Source organism: Anabaena sp. FACHB-1391, assembly GCF_014696755.1.
Taxonomy (GTDB): domain Bacteria; phylum Cyanobacteriota; class Cyanobacteriia; order Cyanobacteriales; family Nostocaceae; genus Dolichospermum; species Dolichospermum planctonicum.
Map to the genome: position 1 here is coordinate 37,337 of NZ_JACJQS010000027.1, position 20,440 is coordinate 57,776.

The following is a 20,440-nucleotide window of genomic DNA, read 5'->3' on the forward strand; positions in this document are numbered from 1 at the left end:
ATATCTTTATATTATTCGTATATAATTACAGTGTTTCCTTTCCTGGGTATAGATACCCCATTAAAGTAGGTTTTTTTGGAATTATCTATACTGTTAATTTTCTGCTTACTGTATTTATCATCTCCACTGATATTTTGTTTTTTTAACTTATTTTTGAATAAATCAATATCGCAATAACCCCCTAAAAAAACCTCTGTTTCCTCTGGAGTAATATCTTCCAGAAGCAACTTGACATCAATTTGATAAATATCGGTATTGGACTGTAATATTTTAGCCATTGTCTTATATCTTCATGAATTAAAGATTACTCTGTCTTCTAGACTGGCAAAAATTATCATAATTTTCATCTATCTATTGGCTAATATTCAAACTAATTCCCTGCCATACTATAAAATACCCCATACTAACTTTAGCATGGGATATATAACAACAGGTATCCGAAATCATTTACAGTTGAGTCTACCTTTCTCCTGCGGTTATAAGTTGAGATAAATCTCTGTAATTAGGACTATTGACAGAAGCTTGAATATCAGCTTTCGTTTTTTGTTTACTAGCTGTTACCAGTGCAGAAATTTGACGGTTTTCTTTAATTAATCGGCTGTAAGTACGTTGAGGAATATAATGGATTGGATTATAACCAATATAACGTAAAATCAGCACACAAGCCCAAGAATACCGACCATCAGCAATAGCTTCGATGATATGATTGAATTGTTCAGGAGTGATAACACTATGAAAATCTTTCTGAGAATAAGAAGCTTGATAGTTCATAACTAACCCTGATTTAATCTTGTAGGACTGAAAGTTAATAAGTCGTAATAACTGAGAATAGAGAATCTTTCTAGTCCAAATTAATAAGACTTTTATGGTCAAATTTGGGAATTTTTATCCTGATTTGATCAGTCTTTTAACTCCTGACTTCTAATCCTCTAAATCCCAACTTACATGGAGAAATTCATGGGATATCTGATCTCACAGCGTTATATGCACGTAATATGCAAAGGATTCAATTCTCTTGGTAAGTAACTTTGATATCTAAATTCGAGTATAGCGATAACTTTTCGATTAAATATCAATATTATTTGTGGTTATCAGAGAACTTTATTAAGTTTTTGTGAGCTTTGTTCAGAAGTGGTTGACATTCAAGTAACCCTATATCTGTCAAGTAATTATTAGTTTTGTAATCTTTGTTATATCATGGGCAATTTTTTATCTACATAGATTAGATTCTGAATTGTTTGAGTGTATAAATTGGTAAATTACTAAACTCACTACCCTTATATTAGTAAAAAATATAGGTAAATTCCCAGATTTTATACTTAATTTGATTGTTTGATAACGAATAGGAAATACAGCTACTCTAATTATGACACTATTTAAATAGTCATACAATATTGAAATATTTCCTGACATTTGCTATCTACAGTTTTGTAAATACCCATTGTGACACTATTACATATAGAATACTATGTTTTCAGTAACTAGTCAGCCAAATTGGCACTTTGTGCCTCTAAATAGTAGAGAAAATGTCAGGCTTCAATTGCGTATCAAATGACTGTTTAAATAGTGTCATAAGGAGTATTTACAAAAATGTAGATCAGAGGTAATTCAATATTGTATGACTGTTTAAATAGTGTCATAAGCAGTATTTACAAAATCTTAAATAGCCCCTATAGTAGTGGAAATTTTTTTGGTTATTGGTTATTTTTAATTCTCTAGCTAAATTAGTTACACCTGATCACGAAATACCCAACTTATTAAAGCGACTGAGAAGATGATTATCAAGTTTTTGGATTATTGAAAGCCTATTCTTACAAGACTTACGCAAAATATCTCTCCCTAAACCCCCATTTCTCCGTGACCTCTGTACCTGGAGTGGTGTATAGCTCCTGCGTCGCTACGCAAGCTATGGACACGCTACGCGAACGCTATTCCGTGACTCGTGGGTATGGGTAAGTTCTATCTTATTCAGGGGAACTTCATAAATTAGCCCTACTTTGCGTAAGTCCCTAAGATGTCTAATGTTCAAATAAGTCTTTGAATTGTAATAAATCTAAGGTGACAATTGTGGATAAAGTTTGAAAACATTCTTGGGCCAGTTGCCAACGTTCTTCCCGTTTTAACATAACTGTAAGTTTTTGCTGTATACTCAGTAGGTAACGAACGTCATTAGCAGCATAACTTAATTGTACTTGGGATAAATTACTAGCATTACCCCAATCAGAACTTTGGGCGCTTTTATCTAATTCTACTTTTTCTATTTCTAATACTACGTCTTTTAGCCCGTGACGATTTGTATAAGTACGTGCTAACTTACTAGCAATTTTAGTACAAAAGACGGGCTGAACAAAAATGTTTAAATTGTGCCTTAAAGTAGCCATATCAAACCTAGCAAAGTGAAAAACTTTGACGATATGGGTTGCTTCCATAAGTGTTTTTAAATTAGGTGCGGCTGTTTGTCCTTTAGATACGCGAATAGCGGTGACTTGGCCTTCTGGGTTACAAAGTTGAACCAGACACAAACGGTCTCGTTGTGGCAAAAGTCCCATTGTTTCTGTATCAACAGCGATCGCTGAAGCTTTTAAATACTCAGAAAGGGCAGCATCACTTAAATCGCCGTCACCAACTTGAAAATCCTGCAATATCATGAAGTTATCAAATATAAATTATCTTTATTGTGCCAGATCATAATACTATTTCTCACACTCCAGTTAAAAAAGCAAAATTCACAAGCTCATTTATACCCCTTATCGAACAAGAGGCATCTTTTAAGATTGTAAAATTTTTTAATTATTAGTGTTGTTGAATTGAAGTAGAAAAAAGGAAAATTAAAAATCTCTTTTCCTTCGCGCCTTTGCTCTTTTTTACCTGGGCGCGAAACATAATTCATACCGCCATTATGCCAAGACTAATTCTTAATTGCGCCCTGGAACTCTAGCGTTTAAAAATATTTGTGTTAGATAGACTTGTCCTTGCTCATTGGTAGCCACACCAACCCCAGTTAGATTATATTTACCCTGAAGATTTTTGAGATGTCCAGGACTTTTTAACCAGCCAGAAACCGCCTCATTTGCAGGATTGCTATATCCCGTATTGTAAGCGACATTTTCGGCTGCACTGCTGTATTTAAGAGGAATAGCCATAACGCGCCGTTCAAATCCTTGATGACTAAAAGGAACTTTACCAGTAGCCATATTTTGACTGTGAATTCTCGCTTGCTGACTGATCTTTTCACTTAAATTTAACTGTCCTAGTCCCCGTTTTGCTCGATATTGATTAATTTGAGTAAAAACTGATTTCTCTAAACTATTGGTTTGAAAACTAAGATTAGATATTTTGGCTTGACTTGTCACAAGTGATGAACGCTGATATCGGCCAGTTTGTTTAGCAAAACTATTATCTGGGTTCGCAGCAGTCATATAGCCACTAGCAAGGACAAGCGTACTTAAAGCGATGCCAAAAGCAGTTTGTCGTAACATAGAGGTTTAAATTAACTAATGTATGGATTTATTGGATATATACCCTATCTTCTGATGATCAGAATACTTACCAGGATACTATTTGCCAAATATAAACTCAAGAATTATCAAATTTTCACAATTTAAATCAGTTATTTGGATAATACTTTTGTTTATTGTCATCACCTAGAGCAGCCATATTTAGTCTTAACAGAGAATAGGTTTTGTCAATGCTATTTACACTACATTACTAATTAAAATTAAAATAATTAATAAAAAATAGTATCCAATGATAGATGTCATGGATACTAAAATCTTATAATTTACAAAGACTTATCTTGACCGCAAGAAAATTTGTGTAAAATAAATTTTTCCCTGATTATTACTGGCTACACCAATCCCCGTTTGGTTATAATTCCCTTTAATATTGGCTAAATGTCCTGAACTATTCAGCCAGCCTTGAACGGCTTGAGCCGCGGGATCTTGATGTCCCTGGTTATAAGCGACATTTTCGGCGACTCGACTGTAAGCAATACCTGTTGCTGCTACTCGTCCTGAAAATCCATCATGTCCAAAAGCGACTTTACCACTAGCCATATTTTGACTGTGAATTCTCGCTTGATTGTCAATAGTAGAATTACGGGTAAGAGCGGGTAAATTTTGCGAAACCCGGTACTGGTTGATTTTTTGGAAAACCGCTGCTTTTAGCGTAGCAGTATTCACATTACCTTGTGCAATTTGGTCATTAGAAGTTAATCTGGTCGAGAAATTAGGTTCTGAACTAGCCATTGTCCCACTAACTAAAACCAAAAAACCCGCACTAGCAGCGAAAATAAAGCTTTTCAGCATGATTGATCACCTTTGAAAATTAATTCTTTGGGGAGGTAGATGAAATTACTCACAAGCTCAAAAGAACTTGTGAGTAATTCTCCCCAACTGTACTTAATGAATTAAGAACTTAGCAGCAGTTTGTACATCCTTGTCACCCCTTCCAGAACAGTTGATGATTATTTTGGGACTACCAGCAAGTTGTGGACAAAGAATTTCTAAATAGGCGATCGCATGAGAAGTTTCTAATGCTGGTATAATACCCTCTAATTTAGACAGTCTCTGAAATGCGTCCAAAGCTTCAGCATCGGTAACACTATAATATTCAGCGCGACCAATATCCTTCATATAACTGTGTTCTGGACCTACACCGGGATAGTCTAAACCAGCACTAATGGAATGCGGTTCAATCACTTGACCGTCCTCATCTTGCAAAAGATAACTCATGGAACCATGTAATACACCCACTGTTCCTTTCGTGAGGGTAGCAGCGTGTTTATCAGTATTTACACCTTCTCCAGCGGCTTCTATGCCAATTAAACGTACCGACGGTTCTGGAACAAACTCGTGAAATAGTCCCATAGCGTTAGAACCACCACCCACACAAGCCAAGAGAATATCAGGTAAACCGCCCCATTTTTCCATAGCTTGAGCGCGGGTTTCTTCACCAATTACAGCATGAAAATCCCGCACCATCATGGGGTAAGGATGGGGACCTGCCACAGAACCGAGGATGTAATGGGTAGTTTCTACGTTCGTTACCCAGTCCCTAATGGCTTCAGAAGTGGCATCTTTGAGAGTTCCCGTACCTGCAGACACTGGACGAACTTCTGCCCCCATCAACCGCATTCTGAACACATTTAAAGATTGGCGTTCCATATCATGAACACCCATGTAAATAATACATTCTAAACCAAACCGAGCGCAAACTGTAGCCGTCGCTACGCCATGTTGTCCCGCCCCGGTTTCTGCAATAATGCGCTTTTTGCCCATACGCTTTGCCAATAATACTTGACCAAGGGCATTGTTAATTTTATGTGCGCCAGTATGATTCAAGTCTTCACGCTTTAAATAGATTTGCGCTCCTGTACCATCAGGACGGGCATAATTAGCGGTAAGGCGTTCGGCAAAATACAAAGGTGTGGCACGTCCGACATAATCACGTAATAAACCTTGTAATTCAGCTTGAAAACCAGGTTCATGGCGATATTGCTGATATGCTGTTTCTAATTCAGCTAAAGCTGGCATGAGGGTTTCAGGAACATATTTACCACCAAAGCGGCCAAAACGTCCTAAAGTATCGGGAACTAAAGCAGTTTGTGAGAAATTCAGAGAGAGGGGTGTAGTAGTCACAGATTAGGTAAAATCTAAAATTTAGAGAACAAAGTTAATTTTAATTCTAGACTTGTTGAGAATGCTCTGGTTGTCTAGTAGTCAATCTTTACCAAATTTCGCTACATTAGGAGAATGTACACTTATAGGAATTTTCAATGTCAGCACAACTGTTACTGGTAGATGACGAACCGGGATTGCGGGAAGCCGTGAAAGAATACTTGCAAGAAAGTGGTTTTAGGGTTCAAACTGCCAGTAATGCCCGTGAAGGTTGGGACTGGATGCAAGAGAACACCGCTGATTTAGTGATTTCTGATATTATGATGCCCCAGGTGGATGGCTATCAGTTCCTCAAACAACTGCGCGATGATCCCCGTTTTCAAGCATTGCCTGTGGTGTTTTTAACCGCCAAAGGCATGACAGGCGATCGCATTCAAGGCTACAAAGCGAGTGTTGACGCTTATTTACCCAAACCCTTCGATCCCGATGAATTAGTGGCCATAGTCGAAAATTTATTGGCTCGTCGCAGCGCTCAAACCTCCGCTGCTGGCGAGGAGGGCGAAACTCCAAATCTTGCCGAATTGGCTAATCAAATCGCTCAAATTAGAATACTATTAACTCATAGAAGTGCCATATCCCAATCCCCAGCCCCTTTTAAGATAGATTTGACTCCTAGAGAGCAAAGTGTTTTAAACCTAGTAGCTGAAGGATTGATGAACAAAGAAATTGCCCGTCGCTTGGAAACAAGTGTCCGCAATGTGGAAAAATATGTCAGTCGTTTATTTAGTAAGACTGGTACTAATAGCCGCACAGAGTTGGTTCGTTTTGCTCTAGAACATGGTCTAGCTAAGTAAACCTCCGGCACCGATGATGGCAGTTATGGCAGTTAATTGGTAAATAAATGGTAAATGCACCTGGATAATTTTTTCTAGTGATATGTAGACCTAATTTCACGTTTCCCAGCCAACTCATGATTAGGAAAAACAGGTGGAGACCTCTGAAAAAGTTAATCTCCAAAGCTCTAAATCAGGCTTGTGATTATGCAAAATTACAGCGATTACTATTGTGGGATAGTATCGGAGAAATTGCGTAAGCGCATGAGTTGGCGACGCATTTGTGGGGAGGCTTTAAACTCCGATATTTCCTGAGCTTTTACAGATGCTTGTAAGGTTTCTAAAAATTCATCAGACCCTTCCGTTAAAGCCTCTAGTAATACTTGTAACAGTTGCTCCCGATCGCTTAACAGACTTTTTTCTTCAATCAGGCGGAATTTGAGGTGGATTTCACACTCATAAACACCGACCTCGAGATTATTTATTTGGCGCGGTAATGCTTTGGAGTTCATAGTTTTGAAGATTCCTCTACTTAGTGGTCATACGGGTGATGGACTAGATCTCCAGAAAAATTACTTATACTTTCCCTATACTTTTGTGAATCCAAAGTTTTTGAAGATAAGAATTTTTCCTCATCCATAAAACTAGCGGCTTTGCATCATAGCAGCATAAACTATGTTTTGCGTCAAGACACAAAGGCGCGAAGTTTGAGATTTTGATAGCTTGGGTGGCATAGCCATATTTTTATGCTTTTCTACGTCAATTCTCCAACGCCAAATTGACACTCTATTTTACTCCCCCTGTATTTTTTTAGCTATATCCTACTGTTTTCTGATGTTTCTTTATCAGTTATGGCTCATGCAAGCCATGAACTATTATTCAGTTTTTGCTCTGCCATACCATAAAGTTTTCGTAAAAAACTAATTAGTCCTTGTTAAAGTTTTTTACATCAACTTGTTCAAAACGTCAAGAAATATTATTATTTTTATTTTTGCTACGTTGTCATACTTAAATAATTGTCATCAAGATGCTCCTTTGATCAATGCAATTTATAATTATAGGAAAAGCTACCCCATGGGGTAAAAAGTTTGGTAAAGTCACTATAATACAAGTACATATACATCATAAAAAAGCAGAATCAGCAAAAATATCAAAAAATGTTTTGTGAACAATCACATACAGAGAAAAAATCAATTTCCAAAATTCTCAGCCCCACCAACTCCTAAACTTCTGTATTATTGTTACAATAATTGCAGTGTAATTCAGCCAAACTCTTACACCCTCATGGATAACCCAATGCTGCTCAAGTCCACAACCCGTCATATTCGCATTTTTGCGGCGGAAATGGACTCCTATGAACTGATTCCCAGTAATCAAGTCTTGACACTAGACGTTGATCCAGACAATGAATTTAACTGGAACGAAGACGCCCTACAAAAAGTTTATCGCCAGTTTGATCAACTGGTAGAAGCATCTAGTGGCGAGGATCTAAGCGATTATAACTTACGTCGCATTGGTTCAGACTTAGAGCATTATCTGCGATCGCTCCTCCAAAAAGGCGAAATTAGCTACAATCTCTCTAGTCGCGTTACTAACTACAGCATGGGACTACCTCAAGTTGCAGTTGTAGAGAATCAATAAACTTAGTACATATCTACCTAGCCCTGGCGAATCTAATTCGCCAGGTATGTCAAGCTTTAGTGACAAGTTGAAAATTAGTTCTGCTATAGCTACATATTCCCAGCACAATAGCAGTTATGATCAGGCTGTGGGTTAAAAAAATATGGGCGGTATCATAAGCCGCTACCAAATACTGTTGAAGAAAATGCCAATTGCAGAATCGGTGGGAAAACTATGGAAAATGATGCGGTAACGCTCTGCTGCCCAAATGAATATTGTCAATCTGCTAATCCCCTCACCCACAAATTTTGCCAGCAGTGTTCTACACCCTTACCTAAGCGTTACCTCTGGGCTGTGGGGGATGATTTCAGCCCAAGCCATCCCGGATCTATCTTAGCTGATCGCTATTTAGTCATTAATAAATCCATACTTTTAGATATCAAACCTGGGTTATTGCCCCAAATTCCTGAATTAGAGGATTTAGAGAAAATTAGACCTTATCTGAAACTAATTCCCTATCGTCTCCATATACCCCAAGTTTATGGAATCCTCAATTTAGGTAATGAGCAGCCCCAAGCAGAAATATTATTATTAGAAAGACCGCCATTATTAGTTGATCCGAGTATTACTAAAACAAGTCTGTGCATTAGCTTAGATGATGCCTGGAAGGAAGCCTCATCAATCCGCCAAATTCATTGGCTATGGCAAATAGCAAATTTATGGCAACCCATGGACATTCAAGGTGTAGTATCTACCCTTTTAGACCCTGATGTATTGAGAGTCGAAGGTGTATTAGTTCGCTTATTAGAATTGCGTTTTGATAGAGAAAACACACCGACATTATCTCAATTGGGAGAATTTTGGCGACAACTGCTCAAAAATGCCAAACCAAATATTGCTCCTTTTATTCAAGAATTATGTCAGCTTCTGATGGACGGGAAAATTAATTCGTCAAGCCAACTAATTCAAATTTTAGATCAGGGATTGAAGCAATTAGAAAGATTCCAAACAACTACTATTAAAATCTATACTAAAACAGACTCAGGTCCAGTCCGTCCACGGAATGAAGATGCCTGTTACCCTTCCCGCGACACTTTGATCACTAAACCGCCCCAGGATAACGCCCTGGCAATTGTCTGTGATGGTATTGGTGGACACGAGGGAGGTAGTGTGGCTTCTAATTTAGCAATTGAAACTATCGTGCAAGAAGTCAAAGAACTGACTTCAGTTACTGAGAATCAAATAAATCCCTCACTTATACTGTACAAGTTAGAACAAGTAGTAGCAACCGCTAACGACAAAATTAGCCAGCAAAACGATAGCGAACATCGTCAAGGACGACAACGCATGGGAACAACCATTGTCATGGCTTTACCTATGGCCTATGAAATGTATATTACTCATGTCGGTGATAGTCGTGCCTATTGGATTACTCGTCATAATTGTCATCAAGTTACCTTAGATGATGATGTCGCTTCCCGTGAAGTTCGTTTGGGCTATTCGCTTTATAGAGAAGCATTGCAACACAGTGGTTCTGGATCCTTAGTTCAGGCTTTGGGAATGAGTAAAAGTACCTCATTACACCCCACATCACAACGCTTTATTATTGATGAAGATGCTGTTTTCTTACTGACATCCGATGGTTTGAGTGATTTTGACCGAGTTGAAGAATCTTGGGAATCAGAAATATTACCTATATTATCCGATAAAAAAACTATAGAAAATGTTGGACAACGACTGATAGAAATTGCCAATACTAAAAATGGACATGATAATGTCACCATTGCTTTAGTACATTATGATGTGAAATATTCTGAACCAGATATAACAATTACAGTAGATATTTCTCAGGTTTTAGCTGACACAGAATTAGATCCATTGGATGATCACCAGAAAACTCGAGTGTTAACGGAAAATAAGACCGTAAATAAGACCGTTAAATTTTCCCAAATACCATTACAGCTGTTTGTTATTTTAGGATTAACTTTATTAGCTTTTTTGTTAGGATACTGGTTTAAACTCACACAACTCCAATCACCAAGAAACATAATTCCCTCTCATTCTCCATCTTCTAGTCAGTCCCCACCTTGAGGGGGCGACAAAGAAGCTAGAGAGGTTGTTGGATAAGAATCACAGCCCTCAGACCCTGCTGATAAAATGCCATTTTTTGAGGGTGGGGGTAGTGGGGTTGCTTGTGATGATTGTAGATAATTGTAGGGTGGGTTAGCGTAGCGTAACCCACCATTATCACCTAATTTATTTTAGCTTGGGTGTTGGATTTTCTCAACCCAACAAAGCTATTAACTAAACAAGAAATTACCTCCGAACAGGTTTAAACTCGCATTGGTGCTATTAAATCCTGATGTACCGGATAAAGTCACTAATGATTGACCAGTACCAAAACCAGTATTACCAATAATACCATCTCCAGCCCGCACTAATGTAGAATTACCTGATGTAATCACATCAAAATTGGCAATACCTGTAAAGTTCAGTTTATCGCCACCAGCACCGCGCACAAATTGGTAAACTGTATCTGTACCATGACCAAGAACGTAGTTAACGTTATCTACAGCAGTATCACTACCTAAGTATAGGCTATCGTTACCTTTACCACCAGATAAATTACCAGTACCAGAACCACCTTTAATCCAATCATTACCATCAGTACCAGTAAAATTGACGTTACCTGTAAAGGTACTTAAATCAAAGCGTTCAAATCCTAATACTGTTGTTCCGGGAATATTGCCAATTTGATTAGTGGTGTTGTTAGCATTAATTGTCAGACTATTAGCACTTGTTCCTCCGGTAATAATCAGGGTATCTGTGCCAAGACCACCATTGATGTTGTCATTTTGTTGTAAGTTGGTAAAGACGCTGGTAATTGTGTCATTTCCTGCAACTGCATCAATGATATCTTTGTCGTTGGTGGTGGTAATGTTATTTGTATTTGCTGTACCAGTGATTGTATTGTCTGTTAGGTTGCTGATATTTATAGTCAATTGTTTTTGATAGGTTAAACCACCCTGGTCTCTGGTTTGAACGCGAATGCTGTAACTGTTTTTGGTTTCAAAGTCAAAGACAGAGTTGGTTTTAAGTTGATTTCCGCTAATGGTGAATAAACTATTATCCGTTGCACCTGTGCCGGTGACTAAACTATAGGTAAAGGTGTTTGCTGTATCTGGGTCTGTGGTGGAAAGATTACCCACTACTGTACCAATAATTTGGTTTTCCGCAATTGTGCTGGTGGAGAGTGTGAGGTTAGTAGGAGTTTCGTTAACGTTGCTGACTCCAATGGTTAATTGTTTCTCGAAGGATAACCCACCTTGGTCTGTGGTTTTGACTCTAATGCTATAACTGTTTTTGGTTTCAAAGTTAAATACAGAGTTGGTTTTAAGTTGATTTCCGCTAATGGTAAATAAACTATTATCTGTTGCACCTGTTCCTGATACTAAACTATAGGTAAAGGTGTTGTTAGCATCTGGGTCTGTGCTACTAAGATTACCAACCACTGTACCAACAGTCTTGTTTTCCGCAACTGTGCTGGTGGAGAGTGTGAGGTTAGTAGGAGTTTCGTTAACGTTGCTGACTCCAATGGTTAATTGTTTCTCGAAGGATAACCCACCTTGGTCTGTGGTTTTGACTCTAATGCTATAACTGTTTTTGGTTTCAAAGTTAAATACAGAGTTGGTTTTAAGTTGATTTCCGCTAATGGTAAATAAACTATTATCTGTTGCACCTGTTCCTGATACTAAACTATAGGTAAAGGTGTTTCCTGTATCTGGGTCTGTAGTGGAAAGATTACCAATCACTGTACCAATGGCTTGGTTTTCGGCAATGTTGCTATTATTTATGGTGATGTTAGTAGGTGTATTGTTGACGTTTTCTACATAGAGAGTAAAGATATCACTAACATTCGCTCCGTCCTTATCTGTAGCAATCACCTTGACATTTAATTGACCTATATTTGCTGTTTTAGGAGTACCAGTAAAGGTTCGAGTTGTAGAGTTAAAATTCAGCCAGTCTGGTAAATTACTGCCATCAGCTAAAGTAGCTGAATATTTAATCAAATCAGGAATTACGCCCTCATTGAGCAGCGTATTTTCAAATGTAGCTGTGAATAATTGATGAAGTTTTGTCGTGGGATGAAAATCGTCCCAGAAAGCGTATTGATTTGGGTCAACTGGATTAGTGGCTGTAATTAGAGGTTGGGTAATATTAGTAAAGTTGTAACTAGCAGGATTAGCCTGAAATGCTGCACTCAAACCAAAGATATCTACTAAAGATAAATCAACATTGAGGACTGGTTCTAAGTTGGTTAAAGCTTGGGTTAAAGCTGCATTAAAGCCAATAGAAATTAATCTGGCATTATCTACATTATTATTAGCAATACTTAAAGGAGTAGCACCCAAATCTGGTAAATTGCCAACAACAATTTCTTTAGCACCTAATTCTGCTAACGTTGTAATCGCACTACTAATATTAGTAACTGCATTAGTTATAGCTTGAGTAGGATTGGTGGCAAGATTTAGAAAATCATTACCACCAGCCCAGATTACGTACAATCCATCTTTACCCACGGGTGTGGCGGTATTTAAAGTTTTAAATTGCTGAATTTGTGTTAGTAAGCCAGGTACAGTGATTTGCCCAAAAGTGTTGCTTACCCCTGTATTTGCCCCCGAAAAGGCGAAGTTTTCAATTGATTGGTCTGTAAATTGTAAATTTCGTGCCAGGTAATCAATCCAAATTAAGCCATTAGAAAGACGACCTTGATAATTAGGTGGTGGTGGAAAGGTATTACCTGATGCTTGGTAGGCGTTACCTGTATCTGATAAACTGTCACCAAAGATGACCAGGTTCTTATAAGGATTAACTGCGTCTAGGTCGGAAAAGGTATTTTCAGGCAGTGTAAATGTGAAGGTAGAATTGACCTTACCTGTTTGATCTGCGATCGCACTATTTAAAATTGGCACTTTATTAAGGTTTTCAACTGTAATTGTCATGCTAATGTATGTATAGTTATTAACGTTTTTCGTCAGTAAAATTGGCAAATAGTGATAACTTGAGTGAGTGATGATACAAACAAAACTATTTTACACTATATTGTCTAAAAATAAATATTATCCATGGCAAAAATACTTGCTTGTCTAATTTTCCTTTCTGCCTAGAATATTTGTATCTGTTTAACATTTAGTTCCCCAAGCCATGTCCGGTCTGAATTTAGCGATCGCCCGTCTAGTCAATACTGGTACAGATAACTTCGTCATTTGGGTAGTCAAAGCTCCCTATCCCAGTGGCTATGTTCTCCGTGATTGTGTTTTTTCCGCCGAACTGAATCAAGTTTGGCAACAATGGCGGCAAATGTTTGCCAGCAAGAGTCCCTTAGATATTACCCATGCTTCAACTTTTCCATCAGTTAGCCTACCCCTAGCTGAAATTTCAGCGGTTGAAGGTCAAACTAAAAGTCCTTACAGTGTTCGTTTGATGCAATCCTTGGGCATCAAATTATGGCAGTGGGTATTTGATGGAGTGATTCTTAGTAGTTGGGAACGTAGCCGGGGTATGGCTACGGGGCAAAAAAGGCAATTACGCTTTCGGTTGGAAATTCGTGATCCTGATCTAATTGCCTTACCTTGGGAAATTATGCAGCCGCAAGCCGGACAACGAGCTATATCTCTGACCCAGGATATTTTATTTAGTCGCACCAGCAATGAAGTTGAACCTCTATCACATTTGCGAACTGATAAAGCTTTAAATATTCTGGTGGTATTAGGATGTGATCATAAATTACAACTAGATCAGGAAGTGTCCTTACTGAAAAATATCTTATTAAAAGATCGTCCTGCAGGAAAAACCGCCTCAGAATATGCACCTTGTACAATGAAAACACTGATACAACCCACCAGAACAGAGTTAATTCAGGAGTTAGAAACCAAAGCTTATAATGTTTTATTTTATGGCGGACACGGACTACCAGACCCAGATGGAGGCTTATTATTTTTAGCGACTGGAGACAACATTAATGGCATAGAATTAGCTCATGTTCTCACTCGTACAGGTGTAAAACTAGGAGTTTTTAACGCTTGTTGGGGAGCGCGACCAGCAGCAATCAATCACCAAGCTATACCTGCTAGTAGTTTGGCAGAAGTGCTGATTCGCCATGGTGTACCTGCTGTATTAGGGATGCGTGATGAAATTACTGATGCTGAAAGTCATAGTTTTATTAAAGCTTTTGCGGAAGCATTGCGACGGGGCAAATCAATTGATGAAGCAGTAGCAGCCGCGAGACAAGAACTGTTAACACTGTATAAATTCAATCAACCAGCTTGGACATTACCAGTTCTCTACCTCCATCCTGATTTTGATGGAGAACTAATTAAAAGCGTAGATGAAGGAATTACAGAAATTCCCGATTCTCGCATATATTCGCCTGTAAAGACAGCTTGTATGAGATCGCTCTCACCCGGGGGGAAAACTTGGTTATTAGGTCCTGGAGTCACCCGCATCGGCCGCACGAGGGATAATGATATTGTGATCCCGGAAATTTATATTTCTAGACACCACGCGAAAATTTTATGCCGAAATACCCTAATTGAAAATACACTGAGTACGATTTATTATCTGCAAGATGTATCTACTTATGGAACTACCTGGTATTTAAGCCCCAACGGTTGGCAACAGATCCTCCGGGAGGAAGTACCTTTAACATCAGGAATGCAGTTAATGTTTGGCAGTGCTAAGGGTGAAATTTGGGAATTTATTCGTGAATAATATCAATAAATTATTGAATTAATACGAAAACTTAATTTTTGAGATTGTAGCTATCAACAAGACCGAATGAATAATGACAGGAACATGAAAAATATTAACAACTTCAATGCTCTCGATTTAGAACTACTAGAAGCACTGTTAGCATCTGAAGATGCTATTTACCCATGGAATCCGGCTGATGTATGCTCCGAGGCTTATTTTGATGATTTAGAACAACAGTTTAACAGGCAAGATTTCTCAGCAAGCAAACTGATAGAAAATGCCAATAATTTTTATCATAATTTAGATAAAATTTGGGGACAAACTGTGGCTGAAACTGGAAATATTAGGAATAATACAGTTAATTACCTCCAAAAAGCTTTGTCAAATGCTTTTTCGGTGATCCCTGAATTCTTGCTCATGGATATCGCACAAAAAGCTACAGTCGTCTTGATGGTGGAAAAATCAGCCAGTGAGAAACTAGTAGAATGTGTACAAACTTTATTACCCAATTGGGACAGAGATGATCTATTAGTTTTAGCCCGTCCTTTTGCTTATTATATGCGAAGTAGTGAACCAGATAAATTGACATCTGTAATTAAAGACTTGGAAAATCGAGATTGGTCTAATTTATCAGAAATAGAACAGGCTAAAATTAGTTTAGCGATCGCAAATTATGCCCTGGAATATCTTTCAAAATCTAACTCTCAACCCTAATTTTACTCTGTTGCCATAGTTGATTTTGGAGTTTATTTTGGGTCAAGAAAGCGGGTAGCGAAGTTTTGTGATCTGGTTGGTGATAATACTCGTGCTTTGAGAATAGCCGCCATTAAAAAAGCATAAGATAAAACACCAACTACGACCAACAAAAAAGCATTAATAGAACCTGTCGCATTCCATAAAGCGTGAAGTGCAGAGGCGCTCAAATAACCTACTGAGAGAATTTGCTTTCCTCTCAGGGGTTTTAACACAGCCAAACCAATAAAATAGCCTAAATAGCCGCTGTAAGCCATGTGTCCAGCTACAGAGCCTAAAATGCGGGGAATTAGTAGCTGTAAACCCACCAATTGACCAGAATTTTCAGAAATTAAGGGTACATATTGACCAAGAGTTTCCAGTAAAGTAAAACCCACAGCGGAAGCCGTACCTAAAAGGATACCATCTAGAGGTTCCCAAACCCCAATTCGTTCTCGCCAGGGTGACGGTAATAAATTTCCCATCAGATATGCTGCTAATACTGGTAATATTTTTAGCAACTCCTCCATTAATCCCGCACCAAAAAACATCCGTACTAGTAATTCGGTAAAGGTAATCCCATTTTGAGAAGCAGGGTCCAAGGAGCCAGGTAAAATCTCTCTGAATACTTTGATAAATAAGTCTAACAGAGGACTGAGTAAAATTAACATTGTACTCAGTGCTACAGCCATGAGTACCCACCAAGGTTTAGGTTTACCACAAAGCTGATAAACAAAGTAGTAAGCAGCAAAAGCGATATAAGATCCTACAATTACTTGATTAGCTTGGGGATGACCTACAGTAGCAAACATTAGCACGACAAAAAATACCGTCAGGATTCCCGGTATTAAGTAAGCTTTCCGGGTTAAGTCCTTACCAGTAGAAATAATCGGAAATAATTGTGTGAAGCTGACAGAATCTTGCTTTAAAGACGAATTTTGTTTATTGACAGAGGATAATACTGTAGCTTTATTCAGAGCTATCATCTTTGGTGGAGTGATAATCTCATACTCGAAGACAAATTGTGGTCCATCAGTACCAAGGGAAATGCGATCGCCCATAAGTAATTCTTGACATCCTTCTAAGTGTTCTCCATTTAAAAAAGTGCCATTAGCACTATTCAAATCACAAATTACCCAGTTGTAATGGCCATCCTTTTGCTGAACAGTGGAAACTACCGCATGACGACGAGATACCATCCGGTATATCATGGCATCCAAGACAATTTGGCAGCTAGGGTCACGTCCAATTACCATTTCTTTGCCAGTAAGCAACCAGTAGCGAGATGCTGACTCTGAAACTTCAACCGATAGCTCGCGTGGCGTAGTCGTTTTCGCCACCAGCCGCAGAAATGCATTCTGTCTTGCTTTTTTGCCTGTCATCGAGTTAGTGAGGGTGTCTAAACAGATTCTCTAGCTTTATGGAAGCATGGCTTAGGGCTAAAACAATGCTAGGCACTTTCTATTTTGTACTTTAGCTCTACAGCCGCACCATTGCTAAATAAATATACTATAGCTTCACTAACCTTCCCTTTGTTTCCATTCAAAATACAAAATCAAAACAGAATTTACACAAGAATATGCAAATAGGTGATAGTAAAAAACTATCTAAGCCTGGAAAGGATCAGATACCCGACTACTAGCCTAAGGATTATTCTAGAATAGTCCTGATTTAATTTTCCTTTCTAGAATTACTACTCCGAATTATCAAATAACTAATTGATAGGGAAAGAATAGCAATACCTAAGCCAATAATTTCTATACCCTCAGTAGCTTTCAAATCAAGAATAATAATTTTTCGAGCAATAGCAATTAAGGAAGTAACAATAACTAACTCGACTTGGAGAACGTGCTTTTTCAGGTAAGCCGTGATATTTTCTAATATTTCTAAAGCGATTAAGACATTGAGAAATAAGCCAAAAATCTTAAATAATGTTTTACTAAAATGACCTTTTTCTGCAAAAAATATTTCCTTAAAAACAAAGATTGCCAAGTCAAAAAGTGTGGCAAATATTACTACTATCATCAATAAAGATAGGATTTTTGAAACTATGACCTCGACAATTTCAATTATGTGCATGAAATTTTTATCGCTGGCAAGTCCTAGAAAATCCTTAATTAACTTTCTCATTGGGTGCTCCTTTTTAAAAATTAGGAAGAAAATATCAAACAAAAATCCCATAGATAAATCTAGGGGATAAACAATTAAAAATTAAAAATTCACCAATTAAAAGTTTTTGAAGTTTCTTAATTTTAAACTAGTTGGAAACTTTTCTGTTTTCCAGAATATTTAAAAACATAATCATAACGATTGATAATCGCCTATCAGTTAAATTAGTGTATGGATAAGAGCTTACCATGGGGACGATTGAAGTTGATAACTTTTAACATTAGATTTTACAGCAATGGGGATTAATTGCACAGCACAGGCCTTTAATTCTGGTTGCAGAGAATCAGGACAAGCTTCTGAATGAGTAAGCGTATTAGCTTCAGCGTCATCAGCCCATAGTTTACCCCAGTGCATAGGGACAAAGACAGTACCGGGAGAAATAGCTTTTGTAACTTTAGCAGGGAACTTAGTTGTACCACGACGCGATCGCACTTCTAACCACTGATTATTAATAATACCTAAACTAGCAGCATCACGGGGATGAATTTCGATAAACGGTTGGGGGTGCAGTTTGCGAATTTTCTCAATTCTGCCAGTGCGTGTTTGTGTGTGCCAATGACCGTACAATCTACCAGTAGTTAATATAAAAGGATAGTTGGGATCAGGTGGTTCAGCGAGTCCTTGAGAATAATACGCACCAAACCTAGCGCGTCCGTCAGGGGTATGAAAACGTAAATTAGTATATAGACGTTTAGTTTCTGAATTACTACCTCGTGAATAAGGCCAATGAGTTGGACCTTGTGCAGCTAAAAACCCATGACTTAAACCAGACATATCACAAGGACGCTGACGAGTTAACTGGACAAATTCTTGATAAACTTCCGCCGAATTTTGGAAATTAAACTTATCAGCAAAACCTAATCTTTTGCCAACTTCTGCGAAAATTTCCCAGTCAGGTTTTGCTTCCCTGGGTGGTTCACGAAAAGCCGAACATAGAGTTACCCTTCTTTCCGAATTAGTCATAATGCCAGTTTTTTCACCCCACTGAGACGCAGGTAATAAAACATGAGCATAAGCTGATGTTTCCGTAGGATAATAAGCATCTTGATAGATAGTAAAAGGAGACTTTAATAAAGCTTGTTTAGTGCGTTCTAAATCTGGCATACTCACAGCAGGATTAGTCGCAGCAATCCATAATAAACCCACATTTCCAGTTTCTAACCCAGTGATCATTTCCCAAGCAGTTAAACCCGGAACGGAGGAAATTTGACCTGTTTCTAAACCCCAAAAAGCCTCAACTTCTGCGCGGTGCTGTGGATTTTTTACTAACCGATAACCGGGTAATAAATGTGATAAACCTCCCGCTTCTCTACCACCCATAGCATTAGGTTGACCAGTTAAAGAAAAAGGACCAGCACCAGGTTTACCGATTTGTCCGGTCATCAAATGTAAATTAATAATGGTTCTAACTTTAGCCGTACCTTCGGAAGATTGATTAACACCCATTGACCATAAAGAAAGTACAGATTTTGATTTTCCCCAATATTTAGCAGCAGTTTCTAAATCTTCAACACTAATACCACAACTATTAGCGACAACCTCGGGTGAATAATGGCGAATTACTTCCGCATAAGCCGGAAAATTGTTAGTACAATCATCAATAAAAACCGTATCTATATAATTCCATTTCATTAATAAATAGGCAATACCATTTAATAAATCAATATCCGTACCTGGACGAATAGCTAAATGTAAATCGGCTGCTTCTGCGGTAGGAGTGCGCCGAGGATCAACCACAATTATTTTAACACGACGATTTTTTTTATGATATTTTTCCAAGCGATTAAAAATAATTGGATGACATTCCGCCGTATTTGTGCCAATTAAAAAAGCACAATCAGTTAATTCCAAATCATCGTAACAACAAGGAGGACCATCAGAGCCAAAACTTTGAATGTACCCAGATACCGCACTAGACATACACAACCGGGAATTAGCATCGAAATTATTAGTTCCTAAACAACCTTTGAGTAGCTTTTGAGCAATATAATAATCTTCGGTTTGGAATTGTCCAGAACCGTACATACAAATTGAATCTGTAGCTTGATTCAATTGCAATGTTTGAATCCGTTGGGTAATAATATGAAAAGCTTCATTCCAACTCACACGCCGAAATTCTTCATTTAAAGAATCGCGCACCATAGGATGATACAATCTATTTTTATCCAAAGATTCAGCAATAGTCGCACCTTTAACACATACCATTCCCTGACTGGAAGGGTGGGATTTATCACCTCTAACTCGCCAAATGGGAATTCCTTGATCATCTCGATTTGTGGCTTTTCCATGTTGGGCTGGTGGAGAAACTTCTAAACCGCAACCGACACCGCAATAAGGACAAAGTGTTTTAGTAAATTCATTCATGGTAAGTAGGTTGGCGTTAAAAATTGTCGTTATGACAAGGGAACAGGGAACAGGGAACAGCGAACTCTTAACTCTTAACTGGGAAGAGGTTTTGGGCAACTTTACTTTTCGTTACTTATGTCGGTTTTCTTCGGTTCACCTACTTAGTTATAATTTTTGATTTCACGGGGAGACGCTTCAGGCGCAGAGTTTATGTTATTAACGTAAGTTGCTAGTTAGGGAAAATGTCATAATCAGGATATCCAAGATTAAAGGATGAACAGGATAAAAACAGAAAATTACTCACCAATTACCCATTACCAATTACCCATTACCAGCCTCAACTAGATAACTAGCAACTTGAGTTATTAC

17 protein-coding genes are annotated in these 20,440 nt (G+C 38.1%); 5 read left to right on the forward strand and 12 right to left on the reverse strand.

The annotated features are described in order from the left end of the window. Nucleotides 1–11: 11 nt before the first annotated feature. The 6 genes from H6F62_RS13665 to trpB form a co-directional block, all read right to left on the reverse strand. On the reverse strand, nt 12–278 hold the full coding sequence (locus H6F62_RS13665) for a hypothetical protein (RefSeq protein ID WP_190372269.1): 267 nt from the start codon (nt 276–278) through the stop codon (nt 12–14). 181 nt (nt 279–459) lie between these two features. Beyond that, nucleotides 460–771, reverse strand: coding sequence for a HetP family heterocyst commitment protein (locus H6F62_RS13670; protein ID WP_137909013.1), 312 nt, complete (start codon nt 769–771; stop codon nt 460–462). A gap of 1,247 nt (nt 772–2,018) precedes the next feature. Next, nucleotides 2,019–2,648 carry a ribonuclease D gene (locus tag H6F62_RS13675; protein WP_137909014.1) on the reverse strand — a complete coding sequence of 210 codons (630 nt, stop codon included), beginning with the start codon at nt 2,646–2,648 and terminating at the stop codon, nt 2,019–2,021. Nucleotides 2,649–2,915: 267 nt separating this feature from the next. Further along, nucleotides 2,916–3,479, reverse strand: a complete 564-nt coding sequence (locus tag H6F62_RS13680; RefSeq protein ID WP_190372270.1) for a CAP domain-containing protein — start codon at nt 3,477–3,479, stop codon at nt 2,916–2,918. A 312-nt stretch (nt 3,480–3,791) separates the two neighbouring features. Further along, complete coding sequence (locus tag H6F62_RS13685; RefSeq protein WP_190372271.1) at nt 3,792–4,307, reverse strand: CAP domain-containing protein; 516 nt, start codon at nt 4,305–4,307, stop codon at nt 3,792–3,794. A gap of 93 nt (nt 4,308–4,400) precedes the next feature. Next, nucleotides 4,401–5,639: a tryptophan synthase subunit beta gene (trpB, locus tag H6F62_RS13690; RefSeq protein ID WP_190372272.1), complete on the reverse strand. Its 1,239-nt coding sequence runs from the start codon at nt 5,637–5,639 to the stop codon at nt 4,401–4,403. 137 nt (nt 5,640–5,776) lie between these two features. Here trpB and H6F62_RS13695 point away from each other — a divergent pair, with 137 nt between their 5' ends. Then, the gene (locus H6F62_RS13695) at nt 5,777–6,472 is read left to right on the forward strand and encodes a response regulator transcription factor (protein WP_137909269.1); all 696 of its coding nucleotides are present in this window, start codon (nt 5,777–5,779) and stop codon (nt 6,470–6,472) included. A 206-nt stretch (nt 6,473–6,678) separates the two neighbouring features. Here the strand turns inward: H6F62_RS13695 and H6F62_RS13700 are convergent, their stop codons facing one another. Beyond that, complete coding sequence (locus H6F62_RS13700; RefSeq protein WP_028084297.1) at nt 6,679–6,963, reverse strand: Npun_R1517 family heterocyst differentiation transcriptional regulator; 285 nt, start codon at nt 6,961–6,963, stop codon at nt 6,679–6,681. Between the two features lie 132 nt (nt 6,964–7,095). Further along, nucleotides 7,096–7,236 carry a hypothetical protein gene (locus H6F62_RS13705; protein WP_162501209.1) on the reverse strand — a complete coding sequence of 47 codons (141 nt, stop codon included), beginning with the start codon at nt 7,234–7,236 and terminating at the stop codon, nt 7,096–7,098. A gap of 499 nt (nt 7,237–7,735) precedes the next feature. Between H6F62_RS13705 and H6F62_RS13710 the strand changes: the two genes are divergently transcribed. Together H6F62_RS13710 and H6F62_RS13715 are read left to right on the forward strand one after the other, a co-directional pair. After that, nucleotides 7,736–8,092, forward strand: a complete 357-nt coding sequence (locus H6F62_RS13710) for an NAD(P)H-quinone oxidoreductase subunit M (RefSeq protein WP_137909268.1) — start codon at nt 7,736–7,738, stop codon at nt 8,090–8,092. A 213-nt stretch (nt 8,093–8,305) separates the two neighbouring features. After that, nucleotides 8,306–10,162, forward strand: a complete 1,857-nt coding sequence (locus H6F62_RS13715) for a PP2C family serine/threonine-protein phosphatase (protein WP_137909267.1) — start codon at nt 8,306–8,308, stop codon at nt 10,160–10,162. A gap of 209 nt (nt 10,163–10,371) precedes the next feature. Here H6F62_RS13715 and H6F62_RS13720 read toward each other — a convergent pair whose 3' ends face one another. Continuing rightward, on the reverse strand, nt 10,372–13,074 hold the full coding sequence (locus H6F62_RS13720) for a cadherin domain-containing protein (RefSeq protein WP_190372273.1): 2,703 nt from the start codon (nt 13,072–13,074) through the stop codon (nt 10,372–10,374). A 202-nt stretch (nt 13,075–13,276) separates the two neighbouring features. Here H6F62_RS13720 and H6F62_RS13725 point away from each other — a divergent pair, with 202 nt between their 5' ends. Both H6F62_RS13725 and H6F62_RS13730 read left to right on the forward strand, forming a co-directional pair. After that, nucleotides 13,277–14,842, forward strand: coding sequence for a CHAT domain-containing protein (locus H6F62_RS13725; protein ID WP_137909265.1), 1,566 nt, complete (start codon nt 13,277–13,279; stop codon nt 14,840–14,842). A gap of 66 nt (nt 14,843–14,908) precedes the next feature. Continuing rightward, the gene (locus tag H6F62_RS13730) at nt 14,909–15,538 is read left to right on the forward strand and encodes a hypothetical protein (RefSeq protein ID WP_190372274.1); all 630 of its coding nucleotides are present in this window, start codon (nt 14,909–14,911) and stop codon (nt 15,536–15,538) included. Between the two features lie 32 nt (nt 15,539–15,570). On the opposite strand, the gene H6F62_RS13735 is transcribed toward H6F62_RS13730, so the two are convergent. From H6F62_RS13735 to H6F62_RS13745, 3 genes are all read right to left on the reverse strand, one after another. After that, nucleotides 15,571–16,938 carry a PrsW family glutamic-type intramembrane protease gene (locus H6F62_RS13735; RefSeq protein WP_137909263.1) on the reverse strand — a complete coding sequence of 456 codons (1,368 nt, stop codon included), beginning with the start codon at nt 16,936–16,938 and terminating at the stop codon, nt 15,571–15,573. Between the two features lie 289 nt (nt 16,939–17,227). Beyond that, nucleotides 17,228–17,686, reverse strand: coding sequence for a phosphate-starvation-inducible PsiE family protein (locus H6F62_RS13740; protein WP_190372275.1), 459 nt, complete (start codon nt 17,684–17,686; stop codon nt 17,228–17,230). Between the two features lie 222 nt (nt 17,687–17,908). Beyond that, nucleotides 17,909–20,089 (reverse strand): nitrate reductase, encoded by a 2,181-nt coding sequence (locus tag H6F62_RS13745; protein WP_190372276.1) that lies wholly within the window; start codon nt 20,087–20,089, stop codon nt 17,909–17,911. Nucleotides 20,090–20,440: the final 351 nt, after the last annotated feature.